The sequence below is a fragment of the Sulfitobacter marinus genome, from assembly GCF_900116285.1.
In the GTDB taxonomy this organism is placed as follows: domain Bacteria; phylum Pseudomonadota; class Alphaproteobacteria; order Rhodobacterales; family Rhodobacteraceae; genus Sulfitobacter; species Sulfitobacter marinus.
In genome coordinates, this window is the sequence record NZ_FPAJ01000001.1 from 560,064 (window position 1) to 581,919 (window position 21,856).

The 21,856-nt window shown below is 55.9% G+C and carries 19 protein-coding genes, 3 tRNA genes and 1 pseudogene; 15 read left to right on the forward strand and 8 right to left on the reverse strand.

The genetic code is table 11. From position 1 onward, the window contains the following. Positions 1-47: 47 nt before the first annotated feature. A tRNA-Arg gene (locus tag BM347_RS02770) sits at positions 48-124 on the forward strand. 11 nt (positions 125-135) lie between these two features. Here the strand turns inward: BM347_RS02770 and BM347_RS02775 are convergent. Beyond that, positions 136-2,400, reverse strand: a complete 2,265-nt coding sequence (locus BM347_RS02775) for a PAS domain-containing hybrid sensor histidine kinase/response regulator (RefSeq protein WP_093914873.1) — start codon at positions 2,398-2,400, stop codon at positions 136-138. A gap of 396 nt (positions 2,401-2,796) precedes the next feature. Continuing rightward, entirely contained in the window at positions 2,797-3,354 is a 558-nt protein-coding gene (locus BM347_RS02780; protein WP_093914874.1) for a GNAT family N-acetyltransferase, read from the reverse strand. 258 nt (positions 3,355-3,612) lie between these two features. Here BM347_RS02780 and BM347_RS02785 point away from each other — a divergent pair, with 258 nt between their 5' ends. Continuing rightward, complete coding sequence (locus tag BM347_RS02785) at positions 3,613-4,497, forward strand: serine hydrolase domain-containing protein (RefSeq protein ID WP_093914875.1); 885 nt, start codon at positions 3,613-3,615, stop codon at positions 4,495-4,497. Positions 4,498-4,613: 116 nt separating this feature from the next. Here BM347_RS02785 and BM347_RS02790 read toward each other — a convergent pair whose 3' ends face one another. From BM347_RS02790 to BM347_RS02800, 3 genes are read right to left on the reverse strand one after another with little or no spacing between them, the layout of a single operon-like run. Next, complete coding sequence (locus BM347_RS02790; RefSeq protein WP_093914876.1) at positions 4,614-5,693, reverse strand: dihydropteroate synthase; 1,080 nt, start codon at positions 5,691-5,693, stop codon at positions 4,614-4,616. A 24-nt stretch (positions 5,694-5,717) separates the two neighbouring features. Then, positions 5,718-6,647: a methylenetetrahydrofolate reductase gene (locus tag BM347_RS02795; RefSeq protein ID WP_093914877.1), complete on the reverse strand. Its 930-nt coding sequence runs from the start codon at positions 6,645-6,647 to the stop codon at positions 5,718-5,720. A 42-nt stretch (positions 6,648-6,689) separates the two neighbouring features. Next, complete coding sequence (locus BM347_RS02800) at positions 6,690-6,986, reverse strand: virulence factor (protein WP_093914878.1); 297 nt, start codon at positions 6,984-6,986, stop codon at positions 6,690-6,692. Between the two features lie 263 nt (positions 6,987-7,249). On the opposite strand from BM347_RS02800, the gene BM347_RS02805 reads away from it, so the two are divergent. The 10 genes from BM347_RS02805 to BM347_RS02850 all read left to right on the forward strand — a co-directional run bounded on the left by BM347_RS02805 (position 7,250) and on the right by BM347_RS02850 (position 15,869). Continuing rightward, positions 7,250-8,365, forward strand: a complete 1,116-nt coding sequence (locus BM347_RS02805) for a Ppx/GppA phosphatase family protein (RefSeq protein WP_093914879.1) — start codon at positions 7,250-7,252, stop codon at positions 8,363-8,365. After that, positions 8,365-9,144 carry an RlmE family RNA methyltransferase gene (locus BM347_RS02810; protein WP_093914880.1) on the forward strand — a complete coding sequence of 260 codons (780 nt, stop codon included), beginning with the start codon at positions 8,365-8,367 and terminating at the stop codon, positions 9,142-9,144. Before BM347_RS02805 ends, BM347_RS02810 begins: the two co-directional genes overlap by 1 nt. 243 nt (positions 9,145-9,387) lie before the next feature. Further along, positions 9,388-12,249 carry a monovalent cation/H+ antiporter subunit A gene (locus tag BM347_RS02815; RefSeq protein WP_093914881.1) on the forward strand — a complete coding sequence of 954 codons (2,862 nt, stop codon included), beginning with the start codon at positions 9,388-9,390 and terminating at the stop codon, positions 12,247-12,249. A gap of 1 nt (position 12,250) precedes the next feature. Then, positions 12,251-12,607 (forward strand): Na+/H+ antiporter subunit C, encoded by a 357-nt coding sequence (locus BM347_RS02820; RefSeq protein ID WP_093914882.1) that lies wholly within the window; start codon positions 12,251-12,253, stop codon positions 12,605-12,607. Continuing rightward, positions 12,604-14,247: a monovalent cation/H+ antiporter subunit D gene (locus tag BM347_RS02825; RefSeq protein ID WP_093914883.1), complete on the forward strand. Its 1,644-nt coding sequence runs from the start codon at positions 12,604-12,606 to the stop codon at positions 14,245-14,247. Before BM347_RS02820 ends, BM347_RS02825 begins: the two co-directional genes overlap by 4 nt. A 1-nt stretch (position 14,248) precedes the next feature. Then, positions 14,249-14,740, forward strand: a complete 492-nt coding sequence (locus BM347_RS02830; protein ID WP_093914884.1) for a Na+/H+ antiporter subunit E — start codon at positions 14,249-14,251, stop codon at positions 14,738-14,740. Beyond that, the gene (locus tag BM347_RS02835; protein ID WP_093914885.1) at positions 14,737-15,006 is read left to right on the forward strand and encodes a K+/H+ antiporter subunit F; all 270 of its coding nucleotides are present in this window, start codon (positions 14,737-14,739) and stop codon (positions 15,004-15,006) included. Before BM347_RS02830 ends, BM347_RS02835 begins: the two co-directional genes overlap by 4 nt. Beyond that, positions 14,999-15,358, forward strand: a complete 360-nt coding sequence (locus BM347_RS02840) for a Na+/H+ antiporter subunit G (protein ID WP_093914886.1) — start codon at positions 14,999-15,001, stop codon at positions 15,356-15,358. Before BM347_RS02835 ends, BM347_RS02840 begins: the two co-directional genes overlap by 8 nt. 165 nt (positions 15,359-15,523) lie before the next feature. Further along, positions 15,524-15,600 (forward strand) — tRNA-Asp (locus BM347_RS02845). 192 nt (positions 15,601-15,792) lie between these two features. After that, a tRNA-Asp gene (locus BM347_RS02850) sits at positions 15,793-15,869 on the forward strand. Positions 15,870-16,024: 155 nt separating this feature from the next. Here BM347_RS02850 and BM347_RS02855 read toward each other — a convergent pair. Next, entirely contained in the window at positions 16,025-16,609 is a 585-nt protein-coding gene (locus BM347_RS02855) for a TetR/AcrR family transcriptional regulator (RefSeq protein WP_093914887.1), read from the reverse strand. A gap of 107 nt (positions 16,610-16,716) precedes the next feature. Here BM347_RS02855 and BM347_RS02860 point away from each other — a divergent pair, with 107 nt between their 5' ends. Next, positions 16,717-17,307 (forward strand): NAD(P)H-dependent oxidoreductase, encoded by a 591-nt coding sequence (locus BM347_RS02860; RefSeq protein ID WP_093914888.1) that lies wholly within the window; start codon positions 16,717-16,719, stop codon positions 17,305-17,307. Between the two features lie 61 nt (positions 17,308-17,368). On the opposite strand, the pseudogene BM347_RS02865 reads toward BM347_RS02860, so the two are convergent. Then, a pseudogene (locus BM347_RS02865) lies at positions 17,369-17,587 on the reverse strand (M20/M25/M40 family metallo-hydrolase); the annotation flags it as partial. 141 nt (positions 17,588-17,728) lie between these two features. Here BM347_RS02865 and BM347_RS02870 point away from each other — a divergent pair. Then, on the forward strand, positions 17,729-18,631 hold the full coding sequence (locus tag BM347_RS02870; protein WP_093914889.1) for an EamA family transporter: 903 nt from the start codon (positions 17,729-17,731) through the stop codon (positions 18,629-18,631). Positions 18,632-18,803: 172 nt separating this feature from the next. On the opposite strand, the gene BM347_RS02875 is transcribed toward BM347_RS02870, so the two are convergent. Then, positions 18,804-20,180 (reverse strand): M20/M25/M40 family metallo-hydrolase, encoded by a 1,377-nt coding sequence (locus BM347_RS02875; protein ID WP_093914890.1) that lies wholly within the window; start codon positions 20,178-20,180, stop codon positions 18,804-18,806. A 436-nt stretch (positions 20,181-20,616) separates the two neighbouring features. Here BM347_RS02875 and hemA point away from each other — a divergent pair, with 436 nt between their 5' ends. Next, entirely contained in the window at positions 20,617-21,840 is a 1,224-nt protein-coding gene (hemA, locus tag BM347_RS02880; RefSeq protein ID WP_093914891.1) for a 5-aminolevulinate synthase, read from the forward strand. Positions 21,841-21,856: the final 16 nt, after the last annotated feature.

The following is a 21,856-nucleotide window of genomic DNA, read 5'->3' on the forward strand; positions in this document are numbered from 1 at the left end:
TTTTGTAATTGCAGGAGGCGGCCTGCCTAGCTATACCGCCCCTAGACGGACCCATAGCTCAGCTGGATAGAGCGCTGCCCTCCGAAGGCAGAGGTCGCAGGTTCGAATCCTGCTGGGTTCACCATTTTCTCGATATTATGTGCGATCGGCCTTTCTGGGGTCTTTCTTGTTAACCATCGACAGCCCCTTATTGACCGCCCGCACCAGATCCTCACGTCGAACGGGCTTCATAAGCCGTATATCTTCTGGTCTGAGACCATTGCCGTGGACTGTCGCCTCGCTCGCGTAGCCCGACATGAACACGACAGGGAGGTCGGGCCGTAATTTTCGCAGTGCTTTTGCAAGAGTTGTTCCCTGTAGCTCCCCCGGCATGACAATATCTGTGAGCAGCAAGTCGATCTTGGGCTCAGAGGTGAAAATCTTGAAGGCGGCATCACCCGAGGTCGCCTGAATGACGCGATAGCCAAGTTTCGTCAGCGTCGTCCGAATAGCCGTCAAAACGTCTACATTATCCTCAACCAATAAGATGGTAGGGCTGCTTTCTGCATTGACCTGAAATACTGGGTCTTGAGGTGTCTGCACGTCGACCTTGGCGACTTCGGAGGCTCTGAAATATAGCTTGAACGTGGTGCCAACCCCCAACTCAGAGTAAACCCGAACCATGCCTTTGGATTGCGTCATGAACCCTTCAATCATCGAGAGCCCCAACCCAGACCCAGAACCAACAGGCTTGGTTGTGAAAAAGGGCTCGAAGACGTGCTTCAGGTTTTCGGTTGAGATGCCTTCACCAGTATCACTGATGGCGACAAGCACATACTGACCGGGATCGACCTCTTCATCGTATAATTCAACATAGTCATCATCAACGATGACATTCATCGTCTCGATCGTCAGCTGTCCACCGTCAGGCATCGCGTCACGCGCATTCAAAATGAGGTTCAGAATACCAGCTTCTGCAGAGCTTGCATCGACCTCCGTTTCCCAAAGCTCCTCCAAAAAAGAGGTTTTGACGTCAATGTTTGAGGGTAGCGTACGCCCGATCCAGTTTTTCATGTTTCGTATAAGGCCGTTAAGATCAACCGTCGTGGGTTCCAGCTGTGCCTTCCTTGCAAAGCTCAACATGTTTCGCGTCAATTCAGCGCCCCGCAACGTCGAGGTGATGCTGTTTTTCAAAAGTTCCTTTTGATCCGCATCGGTAATCTCATCTTGAAGAAGCTCAAGATTTCCCAAGATCACGGCGAGAAGATTGTTGAAATCATGTGCAACACCGCCTGTTAGATTGCCAATGGCGTCCATTTTTTGACTTTTGAAGAGCTGTTCTTGGAGCCGCGTTGTGTCTGTGATGTCTTGGCTAACGACCTCGTAAAGGTCACCATCTTCATCTGATACGTCGATCGGTGAGAAGATTTTTCGGAGCGTGCGAACGTCCCCATCGGGCATCACATACCGCAACTCACTGATCGCAGGTTGCATTCCGAAAACGGTGTTACGATACACTTTGGCTTTCTGGCGGTCGTCAGGGTGAACGATCTTTCCGATCATACCTTCATCAATATCAAGCGACAAAATATCGTCGACCTTCAGCCCGTGCATTTTTGCATAGGCTACATCGCAGTCCACAATCTTACCTGTTTTTCTATTGGAAACGCCGTAACCAAGCCCGGCAAGTTCAGCCGAATGCGCAATTCGCGAGTTCGTCCGGCTTAGCTGCTCATCTTTCTGTGCGATGCTTTTTATGATGTCGCTGCTTGACCTAAGCAGCGTGCCCCAATTGAAAACGTTCTGTTTCAAGTATTCTGAAAATCGCGTTGGAGAGATCACATAGAAGGTCAAAATTGCCATACTATACGCGGTAGCGGTCAGCAGCTTGCCTGTCAGGCCGCCCGCTACCATCGCAATAACATCTTTCGACGTGCCGAAAGCGATAAGAGGAAATGCAATGCCATCTAGGCAAAGAATCGCAATGAATACGATTAGGTAGGCGATCAATCCTAAAATCGGTGACTGCGTGGCCCGCTTTATCAACTCAAAGAGATAGAGCATGATCCCCAATGCCAGAACGATCAAAGTGCCACCCAAAATGATGAACGGGATTGATGTTGCAAACAGCGCGGCAGATGTATTGTGAGGGTTAAGGGTGTCCGGAGAGGACAGGGTATCTGCGACCACGATCATCAGTAATATGTTGAATACATTCACTGCGACGACGAGGAAAACGATCCGTCGCAATACGAATATGTCGCGCTCTACCAGCACGAACAAAACCGAGGTCATCATGAGCGCGCCATATGCGAGGTTCCCGCCACTGACGACAATTCCGTCCGCGATAGGCAGTGAATACAAGTTCCCCAAAAAACCACCAATGACCAAGATGATCGATAGATAGGCGTAGAAGAACACTGCGCGATATGGCTTGGGTAAGAACGTTATTACCAACGCAAACCCGGAGAATAAGCACACGTGTATTGCAAATGGGAAAATCAAATTGCTTCCTATCGTTTGACTAGGCCACCAACTCTATCACAAGTTATGTGCGATCAGCTATAGGTAGAGCATTTGATGATTTAGGTTGTATTGCAAGGCTATTTGGTTTTTGAGATATGCCGTACCGGTTAAGTTTTCGTTAAGCTTCTTTTGGCTCAATTGTTTTAAACCACGGATTATTCGGACATGGCAGCGCGACACACGATGGTTGCACCCCCGATGAAAATCCCCGAAAGACCATCGTCCATCAGGGGTTTCCTAAATCAACTCACCGTAGGAGATCTTACCCTCGGCGGCTTCCACCTTGTTGGTTTACTCGATCAGTGAAATTTTGAACTCCAGCTTCTCGTGCCCCCCAAGAGATCTCTCAGCGGTATAGGACCTTGCCAAAGTACCGCCTGCTTTTTCAATAACCCTCACAGACGCAGGGTTGTCAGGGCTGGTGGTAACTACAACGTGCTTCAGTCCGACAGCCTTCGCATCGGGGAGAATTGCAACAAGCGCGGCAGACGCGAGCCCTTCCCCTTGTCTCCAGGGCACGACGGCATACCCGATGTGACCCGAACAAGTGGGAGGCAACTCTTCTGTCCCGGGTTTCCATCGCAAGCTTATGTGACCGCAAAATTCAGCATCCCATATCCATCGACGGATACTGGGCAAGCGCGGCACTTTCGAACCGTCTGGCAGTGTAATCGGTCCGGCCTTTGCGGTCGGATCATCGAGATTTGAGACAAATAACCCGGCGTCTTTTGAAATGTTGGCTATCTGTTCTTGGGCCGCTTCGGACCGCAGGTTGTCTGGCGACCAGCCTCTGCGCAGAGCCGAAACATAAGCGGGAATGCGTTCAATGCTTGGCTTGAGAAGTATCATTTGATTGTTCCGCAACTAAGTCCTCTAGGAGTGGACATTTACTTAGGCAGAGACAGTTAGCAAGACGCAGTTCCCGCGCCGCCATTCACCACCTTCCAAAAACCACCGTTTGTTGGATGGTTTGCCGAACCGGACTTTCGGTCATCTACGGCGAAAGTCCGAAAGGTCCCGCAAAAGCGATTATCGATGCGTCACGCAGCTAACGGCCGCTTCGAGCCCCACATTGACATTTTTACCCAAAGACCAAACACATCACATATGAGAACCGAAAACACATGCTCCCATTGGATCAGCTCTTCCGGAAATGAAGGCAGCAGAGGGTCTCAGTCAGCCATATTTCCTTACTGGAGTTTCACTAAAACGACGATTGCGATTTGCGCACTGAAGTTGTGCGAAGATTCCGTGTTAGATTTGGATGCGCCAATTAAAGGCGCTGCCTATACATGTCGTCAACTTCTAGCGCATACATCCGGCCTGCCAGACTATGGCCAATTTCCGGAATACGGACGAGCAGTGCGCGCACATGAAGCTCCTTGGTCCCGCGAAAAAATGCTGGATTTGTCTTTGTCCAAAGGGATGCTATTCGAGCCGGAACAAGGGTGGTCTTATTCAAACATTGGCTACATGTTTGTCCGGGACATGATCGAAGATGCAACCGGGCAATCGCTTGGGCAGGTTGTTTCTTCCATGATCTGTAGGCCTTTGCACCTCGATAGCATTGAGTTTGCAGATACGCGTGAGCAGTTTACAAAACTACATTGGCGCGCGGCTGCAAATTACGATCCTCTCTGGGTGTACCATGGTTGTCTTATTGGCAATGCGGCTGATGCCGCGCGCCTGCTTCACGGTTTGTTCTCAGGTGACCTGTTGCGGCGCGATACTCTGAGACTGATGATTGACACAAAGCTGCTTGGTGGCCCACTGCCCGGTCGGCCGTGGTCCCAATGCGGATACGCTCTGGGGCTTATGTCGGGGTCCATTGATGGTATCGGCCGTTCAATTGGCCACTCTGGAGCCGGACCGTTTTGCGTCAATGCCGTTTATCATTTTCCAGATGTAGATGACCCAATTACGGTTGCTAGTTTCACGGGTGGCATTGATGAGGGCAAAGCAGAGTTCGCAGCTGTAGCGCTCGTCCGATGAATGGCAGTAGTGTCCCGCAATGCGGACAACCGCATATTGCCAATAACCTCGATGAAAACCCCCCGAAAGACCATGGTCCATCAGGGGTTTCCTAAATCAAATCACCGGATGAAATCTTACCCGCGGCGGCGTCCACCTTTGCGACCAGCACGGCCGCGGCCTTCTTGGCCGGCTTTGGGGGCGACTTTGTTGAACTTGATCCATTCGGTGCCGTTCGGGTCACGGTCATAAAGGAAGTTGGCGGCGCGGATGGCTTCCATTTCCTTGCCCGGGGTCGCTTTGGTCGATCCCAGACCGAACAGCGTGACGAATGTTTCGTCGTCGATGCCATCGGGCAGGATAATGCCTGCCGCCGTGACCAGTGCCTTGTGTTCCGCGATTTTCGTTTGGTTCACGGGCAGGGTGATCGGGTTCATGATCGCCGACGTCATACCAGCGCCCATGGCCATTGGCAGGAACGCGTTGTTGATGCCGTGACGGTTGGGTAGGCCAAAGCTGATATTGGACGCGCCGCAGGTGGTGTTGACGCCCAACTCCTCGCGCAGGCGGCGCACAAGGGTAAAGACCTGATGGCCTGCAGTCGCCATCGCACCGATGGGCATGACCAGCGGGTCAACCACGATGTCATGGGCGGGAATGCCGAAATCAGCGGCGCGTTCCACGATCTTTTTGGCGACGTTGAAGCGCACATCGGGGTCTTCGGAAATGCCGGTGTCATCGTTGGAAATCGCCACGACCGGCACGTTGTATTTCTTGACCAGCGGCAGCACCAGCTCAAGGCGTTCTTCCTCTCCGGTGACGGAGTTCAACAGCGGGCGCCCTTCGGCAGCGGCCAGACCATTTTCCAGCGCGCCGGGAACCGAGCTGTCGATGCACAGCGGAATATCGACCACGCGCTGCACGACTTCGATCAGCTGACGCATCAATGTGGGTTCAACAAAGTTATTATCCGCATAGCGGGGGTCTTCGGCCATTTTGTTCGAGAAGACGGCACCCGAATTCACGTCCAAGATATTCGCACCCGCCGCTGCCTGCGCAATGGCGTCTGCCTCGACGCGGCTGAAATCGTCGCGCTCCAGCTCTTCGGCCAGGATCTTGCGGCCCGTGGGGTTAATGCGTTCTCCAATAACGCAGAAGGGCTCGTCAAAGCCGATGATCGCTGTTTTGGTTTTGGATTCGACGACGGTTCTGGTCATGGTGTTTCTTTCAGTTAAACGCGTTCAAACGGCGCTGGCAGGTCGGGCAGAAGCCCCGCCGTTTTCAATGGCCCAATTGGCATTCGTTTTGATCCCACCCAGCGGAAAGAAATGCACATTGGTGATGTTAAAGTCGGGGTTGGCGGCCTTGTGGGCGGCCAGTTCGGTGATCACGTCCGTCGGCTCGTAAGGGAGCAGCAGCTTGGTCACGTCCATCGCGCGCTTTTGCAGCACCTTCAGCGATGGGCCGACACCACAGGCGATGGCGAATTTGATCAGGGTTTGCAGCTTGGCCGGACCTGCGATGCCAATGTGGATCGGCAGATCGATACCTGCCTCTTTCAGGCTGTCGGCCCATTCGATGATCGGCTGTGCCTCGAACGCGAATTGCGTGGCGATGGCCATTTTGGCGTCGGTCCGTTCCGAGAAGCCCTGTTTCCAGCGCAGCGCATCATCGACACGCAGGCGGGTGCCGTCTGTGTCAATGTCGCGGTTGCCTTCGGGGTGGCCGGCCACGTGCAGCCGTTCAAACCCGCGCTTGTCGAACAGGCCCGTGTCCATCAACTGCATGGAGTCGCTGAAATCGCCGTGGGGCGTGGTCACACCACCGGCCAGCAGCAACGCCTGTTTCACGTCAGCCTCGCCTTGGTACATGGCGATCCAGTTTTCCAGCGTGGCTTTATCCTTGATGATCCGGGCGGGCATGTGCGGCATGACCTTGAACCCGTCGGCGTTCAGCCGCGCGGCAGTGGCGACCATATCTTCGATGGGGGTGCCCTCGATATGGGCGATATAGACGCGGGTGCCCGCTGGCAGCAGATCACGGAAATTGTCGATCTTCTCGGCGGTGCGCGGCATTACTTCGATGGAATAATCCTGCAAGAATGCCTCGACCGCCGGATTTGGCATGTCGGGGGCAGGGGTGTCTTTTAGCCGGAAATTGAGAAGAGCCATGAGCGTGTCCTTCATGAAAGAGATCAACTGGGTAGCATGGGGCTAGGCCCATCCGTCTTTGGCAATCAGCGCCTTGATGCGGGTGCGGTCGTATTCCGCGTCAATGCGCGCGGCTTCGGCATCGGCGACGGCATCGGGATCGCCTTCGACCGTGTAGGGATCCGCCTTGCGCCATTCCGCCAGATAGGCATCGGACCCGTCGGCCCCGACCTTCATGGCGGCGCGGTCAATCGCTTGTTCAAACCGTTCGGGCAGTGCCCGCTTTGATCCGCGACGGCCCTTGCCGACAATCACTTGGGCAGGAATATCACGCCAATAGACGATGGTTACTTCTGGCATGGTCGATTCCTTTGACTGCACTAGCATTTTTCTAGCGGTTGTTGATCTGTCCACGTCGCCGTTTTTCGACACTCAGAACGGCGTCTGCGACGTCATTACAGTACACAGGGCAGCCCTAAGGGGCGAGGGGCGCGCGCCCTCATAATTCTCAAGAAGGTTGTGAGGTAGATTGCATAAAGCGGCGTTAACGGCGGCGTTTCGCGCTTGCCCCTTCGACCAAGAAATACTACCTTCAAGGTAACTCGTAATGAAAGGCGCAAACCATGGCGCCACAGCGTCCCAAAGGTGCGGGCGCGCTCGACACACCGCCGGCTCTGAGCCCCGCGCCAGTTCCGCCCAGATCGACCGAACTCTATGCGGCCCTTGATCTGGGCACAAATAGTTGTCGCATGTTGATCGCTCAACCTAAGGGGAGCGGTTTCCATGTTGTTGACAGTTTTTCAAAGTCCGTCCAGCTTGGTGCGGGGCTTGAAAAGACCGGGCGATTGTCGCGCGGATCAATGACGCGCACCATTCAGGCGTTGCGCATCTGCCAGCAGAAACTGCGCCGTAACAAGGTGCGCCGGATGCGTCTGGTTGCGACCGAGGCGTGCCGCCGTGCCAGCAATGGTGCGGAATTTATGGCGCGTATCCAGCGCGAAACCGGCCTCAAGCTTGATATCATCAAACCCGAGGAAGAGGCGCAGCTGGCGGTGATTTCCTGCGCGCCTTTGGTGAACCGGAAAACCCACAACCTGCTGGTGGTCGATATCGGCGGCGGGTCGACCGAACTGGTCTGGATCGACATTTCCAAAGTGCCCAAAGCCGATCGCGCGCGGTCGATCATGCGGCTGCATGGCGGGTTTCATCAGGCCCAGTCCAAGGTGCCCGAGGCGCGGGTGGTCGATTGGATCAGCGTGCCCTTGGGCGTGGCCACCTTGCGCGACCAGTTCTCGGACGTCGAAGACGACGCCGCGCGTTTCGCGCTGATGAGCTGGTTCTTCGAGGAAAATCTGGCCGATTTCACCCCCTATCAATCTACTCAGTCCCAAGATCATTTTCAGATTGTGGGTACATCGGGCACGGTCACCACTGTCGCTGCCAGCCATTTGGGGCTAAAGCGCTATGACCGAACCAAGGTGGATGGCTTGCGCATGAGCAGCGCCCAGATCGATAAGGTGATCCATTCCTATCTGGCGATGGGGCCGGGGGGGCGGCGCGCTGATCCGCGTATTGGTCAGGACCGTCAGGCGTTGATCATGTCGGGGGCTGCGATCTTGCAGGCCTTGATGCGGTGCTGGCCGACAAATAGATTAAGTGTTGCAGACCGTGGTCTGCGCGAGGGGCTGCTATATGCCCAGATGAGCGCGGATGGCGTTTTGGAAGAAGGACCAAGCTGATGGCTAAAACACCAACGGGCAAGCCACCGACAGGTAAAACGCCAACCGGCAAAAATACGTCGGGGCGCGGCCAACGCGATTTGAAGGTCAAGGTCAAGTCAGCGCGCGGGCGCAAGCTAAGCTCGACTCGGTGGCTGCAACGACAGTTGAATGACCCATACGTGAAACGCGCCAATGCCGAAGGGTATCGCGGACGCGCCGCCTATAAGATCATGGAACTGGATGACAAGTTCCGCTTTCTGGTACCCGGTGCGCGGATCGTGGACCTGGGCGCCGCCCCCGGTGGGTGGTGTCAGGTTGCGGTCAAGCGTTGCAATGTGCTGGGCGAGAAAAAGGGCAAGAACGTCGGCACCATTCTGGGCATCGACCTGCAAGAGATGGAACCGATTGCCGGTTGCGAATTGCACGTTCTGGATTTCATGGAAGACGACGCCGATCAAACCGTTAAGGATTGGCTGGGCGGCAAGGCGGATGTGGTGATGTCTGACATGGCGGCGTCCAGCTCGGGGCATAAACAAACCGACCACAACCGGATCATCGCCCTGTGCGAGGCTGCCGCCTATTTCGCGTTTGATGTGCTGGAAGAGGGCGGCACCTTCGTCGCCAAGGTATTGGCGGGTGGTGCAGAAGGTGACCTGCAAAAGCTGTTAAAACGCCGCTTTACCAAAGTGTTGAACATCAAGCCGCCAGCAAGCCGTCAGGACAGCTCCGAGAAATTCGTCGTCGCCACCGGCTTTAAGGGGCAATTGCCCGAGGATGAGGTCGACCCGCGCGGGTGAGCCGCTTAACCTGTGATATGAGGGGCGGGAAATCGCTATTCGACCGTCATAATTTTTTGCACTAATCTGGTCTGCCGTCCCTTTATTTGGCAAGCCGTTACCCTATCTCGGTTTATCGTCTGTTTAACGCACGGCGGGCACGGTGCATTAGCCGTATAGAAATCCTCGAAAAATCGACCGTTTGGCGCGAAAATCATCAATTAGGGGCTGGTTGTTTTGGCACCGCTCGCTGATAATTGCGGCATGTCTTTATTTTTGATCATTGCCCTCCCGTTTCTTGGCGCATTGCTGCCCGGTCTGATGATTCAGGCCGGCCGTCAAAGCTGCTTTATCATGACATTTCTGGTGACGGCCTCGGCCTTGATCGGGCTTGCCACCCACGCCCCCGCTGTTCTGGCAGGGGATGTGGTGACCGCGCAGCTGAACTGGTTGCCGTCGCTGGGTCTGAACGTCAATCTGTTCCTTGATCCCTTGGGGCTGATGTTTGCAGGGCTGATCCTGGGGATCGGTTTGCTGATTATCACTTACGCGCGGTTCTATCTGTCGCGTGATGATAATATGGGTGAATTCTATACCTATCTGCTGCTGTTCCAAGGCGCGATGGTTGGGATCGTTCTGTCCGACAACATCCTGATGTTGCTGGTTTTCTGGGAACTGACCTCGCTGTCGTCTTTCCTGCTGATCGGCTTTTGGAAGCACACGGCTGACGGCCGCCAAGGTGCGCGGATGGCGTTGACCGTCACGGGCATGGGCGGCCTGGCGTTGATCGGTGGTATGCTGTTGCTGGGGCAGATCGCGGGCAGCTATGATCTGACCACCATTCTGGAAAACCGCGAGCTGATCCAAGCCTCGCCTCTGTATGTGCCCGCGCTGATCCTGATCTTGGTCGGTTGTTTCACGAAATCCGCACAGTTCCCGTTCCATTTCTGGCTGCCTCACGCGATGGCGGCGCCGACACCGGTGTCGGCCTATCTGCATTCGGCCACGATGGTGAAGGCGGGGCTGTTCCTGATGGCGCGGCTGTGGCCGGTTCTGTCTGGCACGGATCTTTGGGTGATTTTGGTGTGCTCTGCGGGGTTGATCACCATGGTTCTGGGCGCGGTGATTGCCCTGTTCAAGGATGATCTCAAGGCATTGCTGGCGTTTTCGACCGTGTCACATCTGGGGCTGATTACGTTCCTTTTGGGGACAGGCACAGCCTTTGGCGCGATGGCGGCGGTGTTTCACATCCTGAACCACGCCAGTTTCAAGGCGGCATTGTTTATGACGGCGGGTATTGTCGATCACGCGGTGCACACCCGAGATATGAAACGGCTGGGTGGCTTGCGCCGCCTGATGCCGCTAACCTTTGCCGTGGCGACCATTGCGGCGCTGTCGATGGCGGGGATACCGCTTCTCAACGGCTTCCTATCCAAAGAAATGATGCTGGAAGAGGCGTATCACACCACGCTGTTCGGCTCGCCCTATCTGGTGGCTGTGGTCGCGACGTTGGGTGCGTTGTTTTCGGCGGGGTATAGCTTTCGCTTTGTCGCCCATACGTTTTTGGGGCCTGTGCGCGATGATTACCCTGACACGCCCCATGATCCGCAGGTCGGCCTGTTGTTGCCCCCTGCGTTGCTGATCATTCCGGTGATTGCCATCGGTGTTGCGCCGTTTCTAGCAGAGCCCTTCGTGAAAATCGTGACCCAAGCGGTGATCGGCAATGCGGCCGCGCTTCCGGATGCGCATCTTAAAATCTGGCACGGGTTGGTGCCTGCGCTGTGGATGTCCGTGATCGCCGTGGTGGGTGGCTTGATCCTGCTGGCGGCATTTGCCCCGCTGGCCAGACTGTGGGCCGCAACGCCGCGCCCCGAGGCCAAGGATATTTTTGACCGCATCATCGCGGCGGCCGTGTCGCTGGCCTATGTTTTTGCGGAGCGTTTGCACAACAGTTCCTTCACCCGTTATGCTGCGATCTTCACCGCGACCGTCATCGCCATCGGTGCGCACGCGTGGTTCACAGGTGTAAATGCAGCACCGACGCGCGACATGCTGGCGATCACGCCGGTTGGGTTTGCAGGCTGGCTGATGCTGATCCTCGCCACGGTATTTCTGGTCACGGTTCACCGTAACCGCTTGGCCACGCTGATCTTGATGGGCGTTATTGGCTTGATGGTGTCGGTCGGATTTAACTATTTCTCGGCCCCCGATCTGGCGCTCACGCAAATCTCGGTCGAGGTGGTGACAATCGTGTTGCTGCTGTTGGCGCTGAACTTTTTGCCCAATGCAACGCCGGTGGAATCGACTGCGGGTCAACGCACGCGCGATATCATTCTGGCACTGGCCGGGGGCATCGCGGCCATGGGGCTGACCTATGCGATGCTGATGTCGGATTTCCCGATTACGTCGATCTCGGAATACCATCTGGCCAATTCCTATAAGGGCGGCGGCGGCACCAATGTGGTGAACGTGATTCTTGTTGATTTTCGTGGCTTTGATACCTTTGGCGAAATCATCGTGCTGGGGATCGCGGCGCTGGTGATCTATGCCCTGACCGAAGCCTTGCTTGCCGGCCCCGTCCGTGCGCGTCTGCTGAACCGTGGATACGAAGAAGCCCGCGCAGGCGATGCACACCCGTTGATGATGGTGGTACTGACTCGCGTCTTGATGCCGCTGGTTTTGATGGTGGGCGTCTTTATCTTCCTGCGCGGTCATAACGAACCCGGTGGCGGCTTTATCGCCGGTCTGGTCGTCGCGATTGCGGTGCTGATGCAATATATGGCCAGCGGGTTCAGCTGGGCAGAACGCCGCCAGCGTTATCCCTATCACGGTATCATCGGGGCAGGAGTGCTGTGTGCGGGTCTGACCGGCATTGGCGCATGGTTTGCGGGGGCACCGTTCTTGTCCTCGGCCTTTGGCTATTTCCGCATCCCCCCGATGGAGAAGTTCGAGCTGGCCACCGCCATGGGCTTTGACCTCGGCGTGTTCCTGGCCGTCGTCGGTGCCGTTATGCTATCGCTCGAAAGCTTTTCGCGGCTGGGGCGGCGCGCTGGCATCGAAGAAAGCGATTATGCCATGGATATCGACCCGTCCCGCATCGAAACGCTAACGGGAGGGGAGAGCTGATATGGAGCTTCTTGTTGCAACAGCCATCGGCACGCTGACAGCTGCGGGTATCTATATGATCCTGCGTCTGCGTACTTTCCCCGTGATCATCGGCACATCGTTGCTCAGCTATGCGGTGAACGTGTTTTTGTTCGCCTCGGGTCGGCTCGCGTTGAACGCGCCGCCGGTTCTGCGCGACGGGGTCGAGGTCTATACCGATCCGCTGCCCCAAGCGCTTGTGCTGACGGCGATTGTGATCTCCTTCGGGATGACGGCTGTGATCGTGATGATCGCGGTTGGGTCTTACCTCAGCTCGGATGATGATATGGTGAACGATCCCGATGCCGACGCTGACCAAACCAAGGAGGGCGCGGCATGACCCATTGGCTCGTTCTTCCTATCTTGTTGCCAGCCATGCTGGCGGCGTTGCTGGTTCTGGTGGCGCGGTATCACCTGACCATCCAGCGGGTGTTCTCGGTCGCGGGATCGCTGACGTTGCTTGGCCTTGCATTGGGGCTGTTCTGGCAGGCGTCTGACGGCACGGTAAGCCTGTATTTGCTGGGCAACTGGTCCGCGCCCTTTGGCATTGTGCTGGTTGCTGACCGCCTGTCGACCTTGATGGTGCTGCTGACCTGTGTGCTCGCCTTGCCTGTGTTGCTCTATGCAATCGGGTCGGGCTGGGACGCACGCGGGCAGCATTTCCATCCGCTGTTCCAATTCCAGCTTATGGGCATTCTGGGTGCTTTCCTGACCGGCGATGCCTTTAACCTTTTCGTGTTTTTCGAAGTGCTGCTGATCGCGTCCTACGGGTTGATGATCCATGCGGGCGGCCAGAAACGGCTGCGGGCAGGGACGCAATATGTGCTGTATAACCTGCTGGGGTCGACCCTATTTCTGTTCGCGCTTGGCATGCTTTATGCCGAAACTGGCACCTTGAATATGGCTGATCTGGCGGTACGTGTCGCGACACTGGATGCCGCAGATGGTGCCGGTATCCGCGTGGCTGCCGTGTTGCTGTTGATGGTCTTTGCGGTCAAGGCTGCTATCCTGCCGCTGCATTTCTGGCTGCCTGCCAGCTATTCCGAGGCACCTGCACCCGTTGCGGCCCTGTTTGCGATCATGACCAAGGTCGGTGCCTATTGCATCATCCGTATGTTCACGCTGGTTTTTCCGCCCGACCTTGAGATTACCCAAGGCCTGTTCGGTCTGTGGTTGATCCCTGCGGCATTGCTGACCGTCGCCTTGGGCATGGCAGGGGTGTTGGGGGCCAGAGATGTTGGCCGTCTGGTCGCGTTCTCGGTGATTGGGTCGATGGGGATGTTGCTTTCTGCCGTGGCGGTATTCACCCCTGCAGGGGTGACGGCGGCGCTGTATTATGCGCTCCATTCCACCTTTGCGACCGCTGCGCTGTTCTTGTTGGTGGATGTGATCCGCTCACGTCGGGGCGACGCTGGTGGCGGCTTTGATGTGGCCCCTCCGATGATGGGCGGTGCGTTAGTGGCTGGCATGTTCTTTGTTGCGGCCATCGGGATGACGGGCCTGCCGCCACTGTCGGGTTTTATTGGTAAGCTGCTGATTTTGGATGCGGCGCGCAGCTCTGATCTGATGTGGTGGAGCTGGGGTATTATCTTGGTGGGATCGCTGGTTGCTATCGTCGGATTTGCCCGCGCGGGCAGCGTGGTGTTCTGGAAGGCGCACCAGCCCGTTGAGGGCACCCCCGAAGAAATGGCGGAGCCTGAGCCCCAGCCCGCATCGGTGCTGCCCATGGTATCTACCGGCGGATTGTTGGCGTTGCTTGTGGCCATCACAGTCGGGGCAGGGCCGATTACCCGCGTGCTGTCAGACACGTCAGAGCAGCTGTTTAATCCCGAAAGCTATATCGCAGTGGTACTGACCACGCCCGGCAAGGTGATCAAGGATTACCACGGTGAAGACGATCATGGTGCCGACAGCCATGGCGATGACGGGTCGCATGGGTCTGACGCCGTAGACCCTGCAGCCACGAAAAAGGATCACTGATATGCGCGCACGTCTGTTTCCGCATCCGCTGTTGACCGTGTTGCTGGCCATCGTCTGGTGTGTGCTGGTCAATGAGGTCAAACTAGGCACCGTGGTGTTCGGCATCATCCTTGGCCTGCTTATCCCGATCATCACCGCGGCCTATTGGCCCGACCGCCCACCCGTCGGCAGACCGATCAAGCTGGCCTCGTATCTGCTGCTGGTGATGTGGGATATCATCGTCGCCAATGTTGTGGTCGCGATGATCGTGCTGTTTAAAAGCAACAAGAACATGCGCCCGCAATGGGTGGTCATTCCGCTGGACCTGCGCACCCCCGAGGCGATTACAATGCTCGCAGGCACCATCACCCTGACCCCCGGCACCGTCAGCGCGGATCTGTCCGAAGACGGCGCGGCACTGCTGGTTCACGCGCTGGATGCGGAAGACCCGGACGCGGTGCGCGACGACATCAAACAGCGCTACGAGCGCCGACTAAAGGAGATTTTCGAATGATCCTGATGGCTTTGAACTTTGCATTCGTCGCGGTGGCTCTGTCACAACTTCTGGCGATGCTGCGCCTTGTCAAAGGCCCCTCGACCGGGGACCGCATTCTGGCGCTCGATACGATGGTGATCAATGCAATCGCTTTGATTATCCTGCTGGGCATGCGCCTTGGCACACAGGTTTATTTTGAAAGCGCGATGATCATTGCGATGCTGGGCTTTGTGTCCACCGTCGCCATCGCGCGCTTTGTCTTACGAGGTGATATCATTGAATGATCTTGGCATAATAACCGAAGCAATCATCGCAGCACTGCTGGTGATTGGCGCATTCTTTACACTGGTCGGCTCCATCGGTCTGATCAAGCTCGACAATTGCATGTCGCGACTGCACGGCCCGACCAAGGCATCAACCTTGGGGGTAGGGTCGCTGCTGATTGCATCGGTGGTCTATTCCTTTCAGACCTCGGACGGCTCCGTGCATGAAATTCTGGTGATGGTGTTCCTTTTTGCCACGGCTCCCATCTCGGCCAATTTCATCGCCAAGGTAAACATGCACCGGTTGCGCGGGAAAAAGGCGCTGCCACCGCCGCCGGGCGATCCGGTCTGGAGCACCTATTCCGAAAAATAACCCAAAGGCCCGCAGCGAAATCTGCGGGCTTTTCGCTGCGTCCTTGGGGACGATGAAATTATTTTCGCCAAAACCCGATATCTGGTTAAAACCGCGCTTGACGGGGGCAGGGCCAGACCCTATGACCACCAAACGCTTTGAAGTTTACGACAAAGCGTGCAGTGGGCGGTTGTAGCTCAGTTGGTTAGAGTACCGGCCTGTCACGCCGGGGGTCGCGGGTTCGAGTCCCGTCAACCGCGCCACCGCTGCATTTTTCAAAACATGTGCAAAATTTACGCCGTCAGGCGCGCTGCCCTCGGGGGGCTGACTGCCTGCGTTTGAAGCGCCTTCAAACTGCCGGAATAGCCCGCAGCACGGCGTGAAATTATTCCTGACATATCGACGCGTTAATCGCTTGACCCCTGCGCCACCTTGGCCTATTCCGCCCCCATCGCGCGGTTGTAGCTCAGCTGGTTAGAGTACCGGCCTGTCACGCCGGGGGTCGCGGGTTCGAGCCCCGTCAACCGCGCCACTATCCTCCCTTTACAGGGTACGAAACGGACCACCTTCGGGTGGTCTTTTTCGTTTGTGGGGGGCTGCAAACGACTTGGTCAAGTCTAACGCCGGGCTTTACTGTACATCCGCCCAACCTGCGCACCAAAGTAATCTTCGCCAATAGCGTTTTGATCACGAAACGTTTTGCGGACACAGCCATGCATCCAGATAAAGCTTCATGCGCTTTTGTATCGGAAGCTCATTATTGATAGCGCAGAAGTGCAAGGCCATGCACTGTATTGCAAAGGCTTGAATGCCCTCTGCCAAGATCATCGCGGGCACATCCTTGCGATAGGGGCCATCAGAAAGCCATTGCGCAAGCACCCGGACTTGACGGTCGAATGTTTGCGCAATTGGGCCAATCTCCTCCTTAGCGGCTGCGCCGGAATGGCGAAGAATAACGTCAAACACGTATCTTTCACTGGTCATGAACAGCATCAGAGGTTGCAGGTACCGAATAAAATCGTCTGTGTTTTCTGGTGGAGTCTGTCTTTCAAGCGCATCAAGATGTGTGTCGATTTTACTGCCAATAATAATTTCCATTAAGGCATCTTTGTCAGGGAAATGTGCAAAGAAAGTACCCTTTGCCACGGCAGCGTCTTGCACCACTTCCTCAACGCGTAGGGCACCATAGCCCTTTGACGAAATGATTTTCCAAGCTGATTCTATCAGTTTAGCGCGCGTGGCCAATGTGCGTTTTTGAACGGCTTTTTTCATACCGCATAGTTACAGAATTTCTGACTGCGGTCAAAATATAAATTGACCGAAGTCATTTTTATAAATATGACCGTGGTCAATATTTATAAGGCACCAAAGGAAATCCAATGTCCAGCAAACGTATCTTCGTTCTAAACGGCCACCCGGCAGCCACCTCGCTCTCAAAAGCGTTCTCCGAGACCTATGCGCAAGCGGCAAGAGCCGCAGGCCACGACGTGCGGATCATGCATCTTCACGACCTTAACTTCGATATGGATTATGGCTTTTCAGGTTATAGTAACTACAAGCCCCTGGAGCCGGATTTGGAAGTCTTTCAATCGAATGTCGAATGGTCCCAGCATGTTGTCCTTAGTACGCCGATGTGGTGGGGGGGGCTTCCGGCCAAGCTGAAAGGCCTGATTGATCGCGCTTTCTTGCCGGGCTGGGCGTTTGACACCCGCACGATCAAGATGGGGATGCCAGCGCCAATGCTTACAGGACGAACCGCGCGGGTGATTGTTACGTCCGATACGCCCGGCTTTTTCTTTGGTTTGTTATATAGCAAAGCATTGCTACGACAGATCAAAGGCCAGATTTTCCACTTTGTCGGAATAAAGCCAACAAAGATCACATATTTTGCGCCTGCAAGCCATGCAGGACCAGCGCAAATCAAGCCGTGGATGAAAACTGTTAAGTCATTGGGGCAACGCGCGATTTGATGGAAAATACAGGTGCCGAAGCCTCACTTAGGTACCGCACCGTATAGGGGCGGCGCAGCCATTACGCGCACCGCCCCAAGCGTTCTTCATACGTCAAAGCGTCGAGTATCCGCGCCCAGCTGCAAATACCCTTGTGAAAGCTTTCCATGTCGTATTTTTCATTCGGGGAATGGATCGCGTCGTCGTCTTTGCCAAAGCCGATCAGCACGGGCGTTGTGTCCACGATCTGCTGGAAATGCCCCGCAATCGGGATCGAACTGCCGCAGCCGATAGAGGCGGCGTTTCCGCATCTGGGTGGGTCAGCTTTTGTCAGCGGAGAATTCCCTTTCACTCACGGCATCGAATGCCTGGTCAGAGCCTGTCTTGCCATTTCCCTGCAATGCGGCGAGGGTCCGGTCGAAGTAAATCAGAGAAGCCCCTTATGCAGATTATCACCATTACTGTTTCTGCAATCATATCGTGGGCTCTCCTGAGCGTCGTCAGCCGCATTTTGTTGGTGAACTTCGATCTTGATCCGTGGATGTTCAGCTTTCTGCAGCTTGTGTCGGGCGGTCTTACTTTGCTGCTGATTGGCTATCGTGGCGCGGGTGGTGCCAGCAGCTTTGCCAGACCATCCACTTGGGTTCTGGGCGCGCTGCGGGTACTGTCCGCCGCGCTTTATACAGCCGTGTTGGCCATCATCAGTGTGTTGGAGACGGGCATCATCAGTGCCTTAAACTTGCCGGTCGTCGCCGTTTTCGTATGGGTTTTACACAAGCAGCGCCCTGCCGTCATTGCCTGGGTCGGGCATGCAATCTTGCTGGTCGTTGTGACGGTTATGGCCCGACGTCTTGAAAGTGACCTGCAGTTGACCGTTCTTGGCCTGATGGGGCTGAATGCGATGTGTCTTGGCGCAATGAACCTCATCGCGGAACAGCACCCAGAAAACAAAACGGCGACCTTGTCGGGTCGGGCATGGTTTACCGGTGTCGTCCTTGCCATTACTGCGGCACTGTTTCTATGTCTGCGGATATTGCAAGGCCAAGAAATCCTCACCCAGATCACCGCTCCTTTGATCTTGTCGAGTGTCATCGTCGGTGTACTGCTAAGAGCGCCGTCAATGTTCTTGGCCTTCTGGGCAGTCAGTGCTGCAGGGGCGCAAGGGTACACCGCGGCAATCTCACTGCTCCCTTTATTTGGCATGATGTTTGAACAAGCCGCAGTTGCTGTCGGCTTGCTGGACACGTCACGTTTTGAGGTTGAAAGCCTGTACCTCGCGTTTGCGGCATTGGCAGGCACCCTTTTGATCTGGTTTTCAGGACAGACCTATACACAGAAAAAATAACGTCCTGCGATGTCCGTGATCCGGATAAGGGCATTCACGGCCCCGGGCTTAACCAAAATGGATGCGCGCCTCTATTATGTCTGCACGGACGACCAGTTAGCAGGATATACCTGCCGCACTGCATCGAATAGGGGCGGCGCAGCCATCACGCACACCGCCCCAAGCATCCTTCTTACGTCAAAGCGTCCAGTATCCGCGCCCAACTGCGGATGCCTTTATGAAAGCTTTCCATATCGTATTTCTCATTAGGTGAATGGATTGCGTCGTCGTCTTTGCCAAAGCCGATCAGCACGGGTGTTGTGTCCACGATCTGCTGGAAATGCCCTGCAATCGGGATCGACCCGCCGCAGCCGATATAGGCGGCGGGGATGTTCCATTCTTCGGTCAGCGCGTTGCGGGCTTTTTCGAACGCGGGTTTGGTCGTCTCGAACACCGATCCCCCGCTGGTGCCGTGGTCTTTGAAGCTGACTTTGCAGTCGACGGGCAGCATGTCGGTCACCATTTTGCGAAAACTCTCGCGGATGGCGACGGGGTCTTGGTCGCCCACCAGACGAAAGCTGATTTTGGCGTGGGCTTCTGACGGCAGCACGGTTTTAAAGCCCGCGCCGGTATAGCCGCTCCACATGCCGTTGACCTCGCAGGTTGGGCGCGACCAGAGCATTTCAATCGGCATGCGGTCTTGCTCGCCTGCTGGCTGTGACAGGCCCACATCGCCCAGGAACGTCGCGTGATCAAAGGCAAGGCCCTGCCACTGCGCCTGAATGTCATCGGGCAGTTCGGGCACGCCGTCATAGAAACTAGGTACGGTGATGCGGCCCGTGTCGTCATGCAGCGACGCGATGATCTTGGCCAGCACCCGCGCGGGGTTGATCGAGATACCGCCATACATACCCGAATGCAGGTCCAGATCGGGGCCGGTGACGGTGATTTCCTCGCCCAGCAACCCACGCAGCATGGTGACGATGGACGGCACTTTGGACTGGAACATGCCGGTGTCACAGATCATCGCGTAATCGGCGCTCAGCTCTTCGGCGTGCTCTTGCATGAAGGGGATCAGGGAGGGCGACCCGGATTCTTCCTCACCCTCCAGGAACATGGTGATGCGGCAGGGGAAATCGCCGTTGACGGCTTTCCAGGCGCGCAGGGCCTCGACGATGGTCATCAGCTGGCCCTTGTCATCCGCCGCACCACGGGCCCGGATCACGCGGCCCTTGGCTGTGTCTTCGATGGCTGGATCAAACGGGTCGCGGTTCCACAATTCCAGCGGGTCAACGGGCTGTACGTCGTAATGGCCGTAAAACAGGATATGAGGTTTATCCGCCGGCCCGTCCACATGGCCCACAACCATCGGATGGCCGGGGGTCACACGTTTGGTCGTCGTAATGCCAATGGCGTTCAGGTCATCAACCAGCCAATCGGCGGCACGGTCACAATCGGCCTTATAGGCGGGTTCAGTCGAGATGGACGGGATGCGCAGCAGTTCGAACAGACGGTCGGTCGCGGCATCCAGATCGCTGTCGATCCGGGTCAGAACATCACTTAAGGACATGGGAGAAACCTTTCATATACATAGAGTTTGGCGCGACCGTATCAGTGCGCCGCGCGGTGTCTAGGGGGCAGGCCCGCAGATCAGCCAACTGGCCGCGCGGCGCTTATTATTGGCAGGGGCAGGGGGTGGCCATGCATGATTCCGCGCGATATGACGGCTGACCGGCCCATGTCTTGGGTTGTTTTTTTTGGACCGATACCAAAGGGGTACTTTTCAAAGACGAAATTTCGTCCACGTTAACTTGATTTCGATCAAGCCATGCAAGGACAAGGGGCATAGGAATACGGGCGAAGCGTCATAATCATGGACCTGCGACAATTGGGACAGATTAAGGCATTGAAACAAAAGTGTTAGAACTGTATTCATTCTAAAACACGAATATGGCGATTGGGTCCTTCGCCTTTAAGGCCCGGTCGAGTGTCAGGAGGAAGGCGCGATGGATTACACCAAACAGCTTGAACAGGCGATTGATCGCCTGCACGAGGAAGGGCGCTATCGCACCTTTATTGATATCGAACGTCGCAACGGGCAATTCCCCCATGCGGAGTGGACGCAGCCCGACGGTGAGAAAAAAGACATCACCGTATGGTGTGGCAATGACTATCTGGGGATGGGGCAAAACCCCGTTGTGCTTGAAGCCATGCACGAAGCGCTGGAGCAAACCGGGGCAGGGTCCGGCGGGACGCGCAATATTTCTGGCACCACCGTTTACCATAAACGCCTTGAGGCCGAGATCGCCGATCTTCACCACAAAGAAGCCGCGCTGCTATTCACAAGCGCCTATATCGCCAATGACGCGACCCTTAGCACTTTGCCCAAGCTTTTTCCCGGTCTGATTATCTATTCTGATGCACTGAACCATGCGTCCATGATCGAAGGTGTGCGCCGCAACGGCGGGGCAAAACGCATTTTCCGCCATAACGATGTCGATCACCTGCGCGAATTGATCGCGGCGGACGACCCTGCAGCCCCAAAATTGATTGCATTTGAATCAATTTATTCGATGGATGGCGATTTTGGCCCGATCGAGGAAATTTGCGACCTTGCTGACGAGGTTGGTGCGCTGACCTATATCGACGAAGTACACGCTGTGGGCATGTATGGCCCGCGCGGCGGCGGTGTTGCAGAGCGTGACAACCTGATGCACCGGCTCGACATCATTAACGGCACTTTGGCCAAGGCTTATGGCGTGATGGGCGGCTATATCGCCGCGTCCGAGAAAATGTGCGATGCGATCCGGTCCTATGCGCCGGGCTTTATCTTTACCACGTCGCTGCCGCCTGCTGTGGCGGCTGGCGCGGCGGCTTCGGTTGCCTATCTCAAGACCGCACCTGAGCTGCGTGAAAAGCACCAACAGCAGGCTAAGATACTGAAACTACGCCTGAAAGGGTTGGGTCTGCCGATCATTGATCACGGCAGCCACATCGTGCCGGTGATTGTCGGCAACCCTGTGCACACCAAGATCCTGTCGGATATGTTGCTGGAGCAGCACGGCATCTATGTGCAGCCGATCAATTTCCCGACGGTCCCCCGCGGGACCGAGCGTTTACGCTTTACCCCGTCCCCCGTTCACGGCCCCCGCGAAATGGACGGACTTGTCCATGCAATGGACGGGTTGTGGTCACATTGTGCGCTGAATCGTGCCGAATTAGCCGGATAAATACGTTTTTTCTTCG

Coding starts and splice junctions, on each gene's coding strand:
- BM347_RS02835 (WP_093914885.1), top strand. CDS start 14,737: ATGATCCTGATGGCTTTGAACTTTGCATTCGTCGCGGTGGCTCTGTCA.
- BM347_RS02815 (WP_093914881.1), top strand. CDS start 9,388: ATGTCTTTATTTTTGATCATTGCCCTCCCGTTTCTTGGCGCATTGCTG.
- BM347_RS02875 (WP_093914890.1), bottom strand. CDS start 20,180: ATGTCCTTAAGTGATGTTCTGACCCGGATCGACAGCGATCTGGATGCC.
- hemA (WP_093914891.1), top strand. CDS start 20,617: ATGGATTACACCAAACAGCTTGAACAGGCGATTGATCGCCTGCACGAG.
- BM347_RS02830 (WP_093914884.1), top strand. CDS start 14,249: ATGCGCGCACGTCTGTTTCCGCATCCGCTGTTGACCGTGTTGCTGGCC.
- BM347_RS02795 (WP_093914877.1), bottom strand. CDS start 6,647: ATGGCTCTTCTCAATTTCCGGCTAAAAGACACCCCTGCCCCCGACATG.
- BM347_RS02790 (WP_093914876.1), bottom strand. CDS start 5,693: ATGACCAGAACCGTCGTCGAATCCAAAACCAAAACAGCGATCATCGGC.
- BM347_RS02820 (WP_093914882.1), top strand. CDS start 12,251: ATGGAGCTTCTTGTTGCAACAGCCATCGGCACGCTGACAGCTGCGGGT.
- BM347_RS02870 (WP_093914889.1), top strand. CDS start 17,729: ATGCAGATTATCACCATTACTGTTTCTGCAATCATATCGTGGGCTCTC.
- BM347_RS02785 (WP_093914875.1), top strand. CDS start 3,613: ATGAGAACCGAAAACACATGCTCCCATTGGATCAGCTCTTCCGGAAAT.
- BM347_RS02810 (WP_093914880.1), top strand. CDS start 8,365: ATGGCTAAAACACCAACGGGCAAGCCACCGACAGGTAAAACGCCAACC.
- BM347_RS02780 (WP_093914874.1), bottom strand. CDS start 3,354: ATGATACTTCTCAAGCCAAGCATTGAACGCATTCCCGCTTATGTTTCG.
- BM347_RS02800 (WP_093914878.1), bottom strand. CDS start 6,986: ATGCCAGAAGTAACCATCGTCTATTGGCGTGATATTCCTGCCCAAGTG.
- BM347_RS02825 (WP_093914883.1), top strand. CDS start 12,604: ATGACCCATTGGCTCGTTCTTCCTATCTTGTTGCCAGCCATGCTGGCG.
- BM347_RS02860 (WP_093914888.1), top strand. CDS start 16,717: ATGTCCAGCAAACGTATCTTCGTTCTAAACGGCCACCCGGCAGCCACC.
- BM347_RS02855 (WP_093914887.1), bottom strand. CDS start 16,609: ATGAAAAAAGCCGTTCAAAAACGCACATTGGCCACGCGCGCTAAACTG.
- BM347_RS02805 (WP_093914879.1), top strand. CDS start 7,250: ATGGCGCCACAGCGTCCCAAAGGTGCGGGCGCGCTCGACACACCGCCG.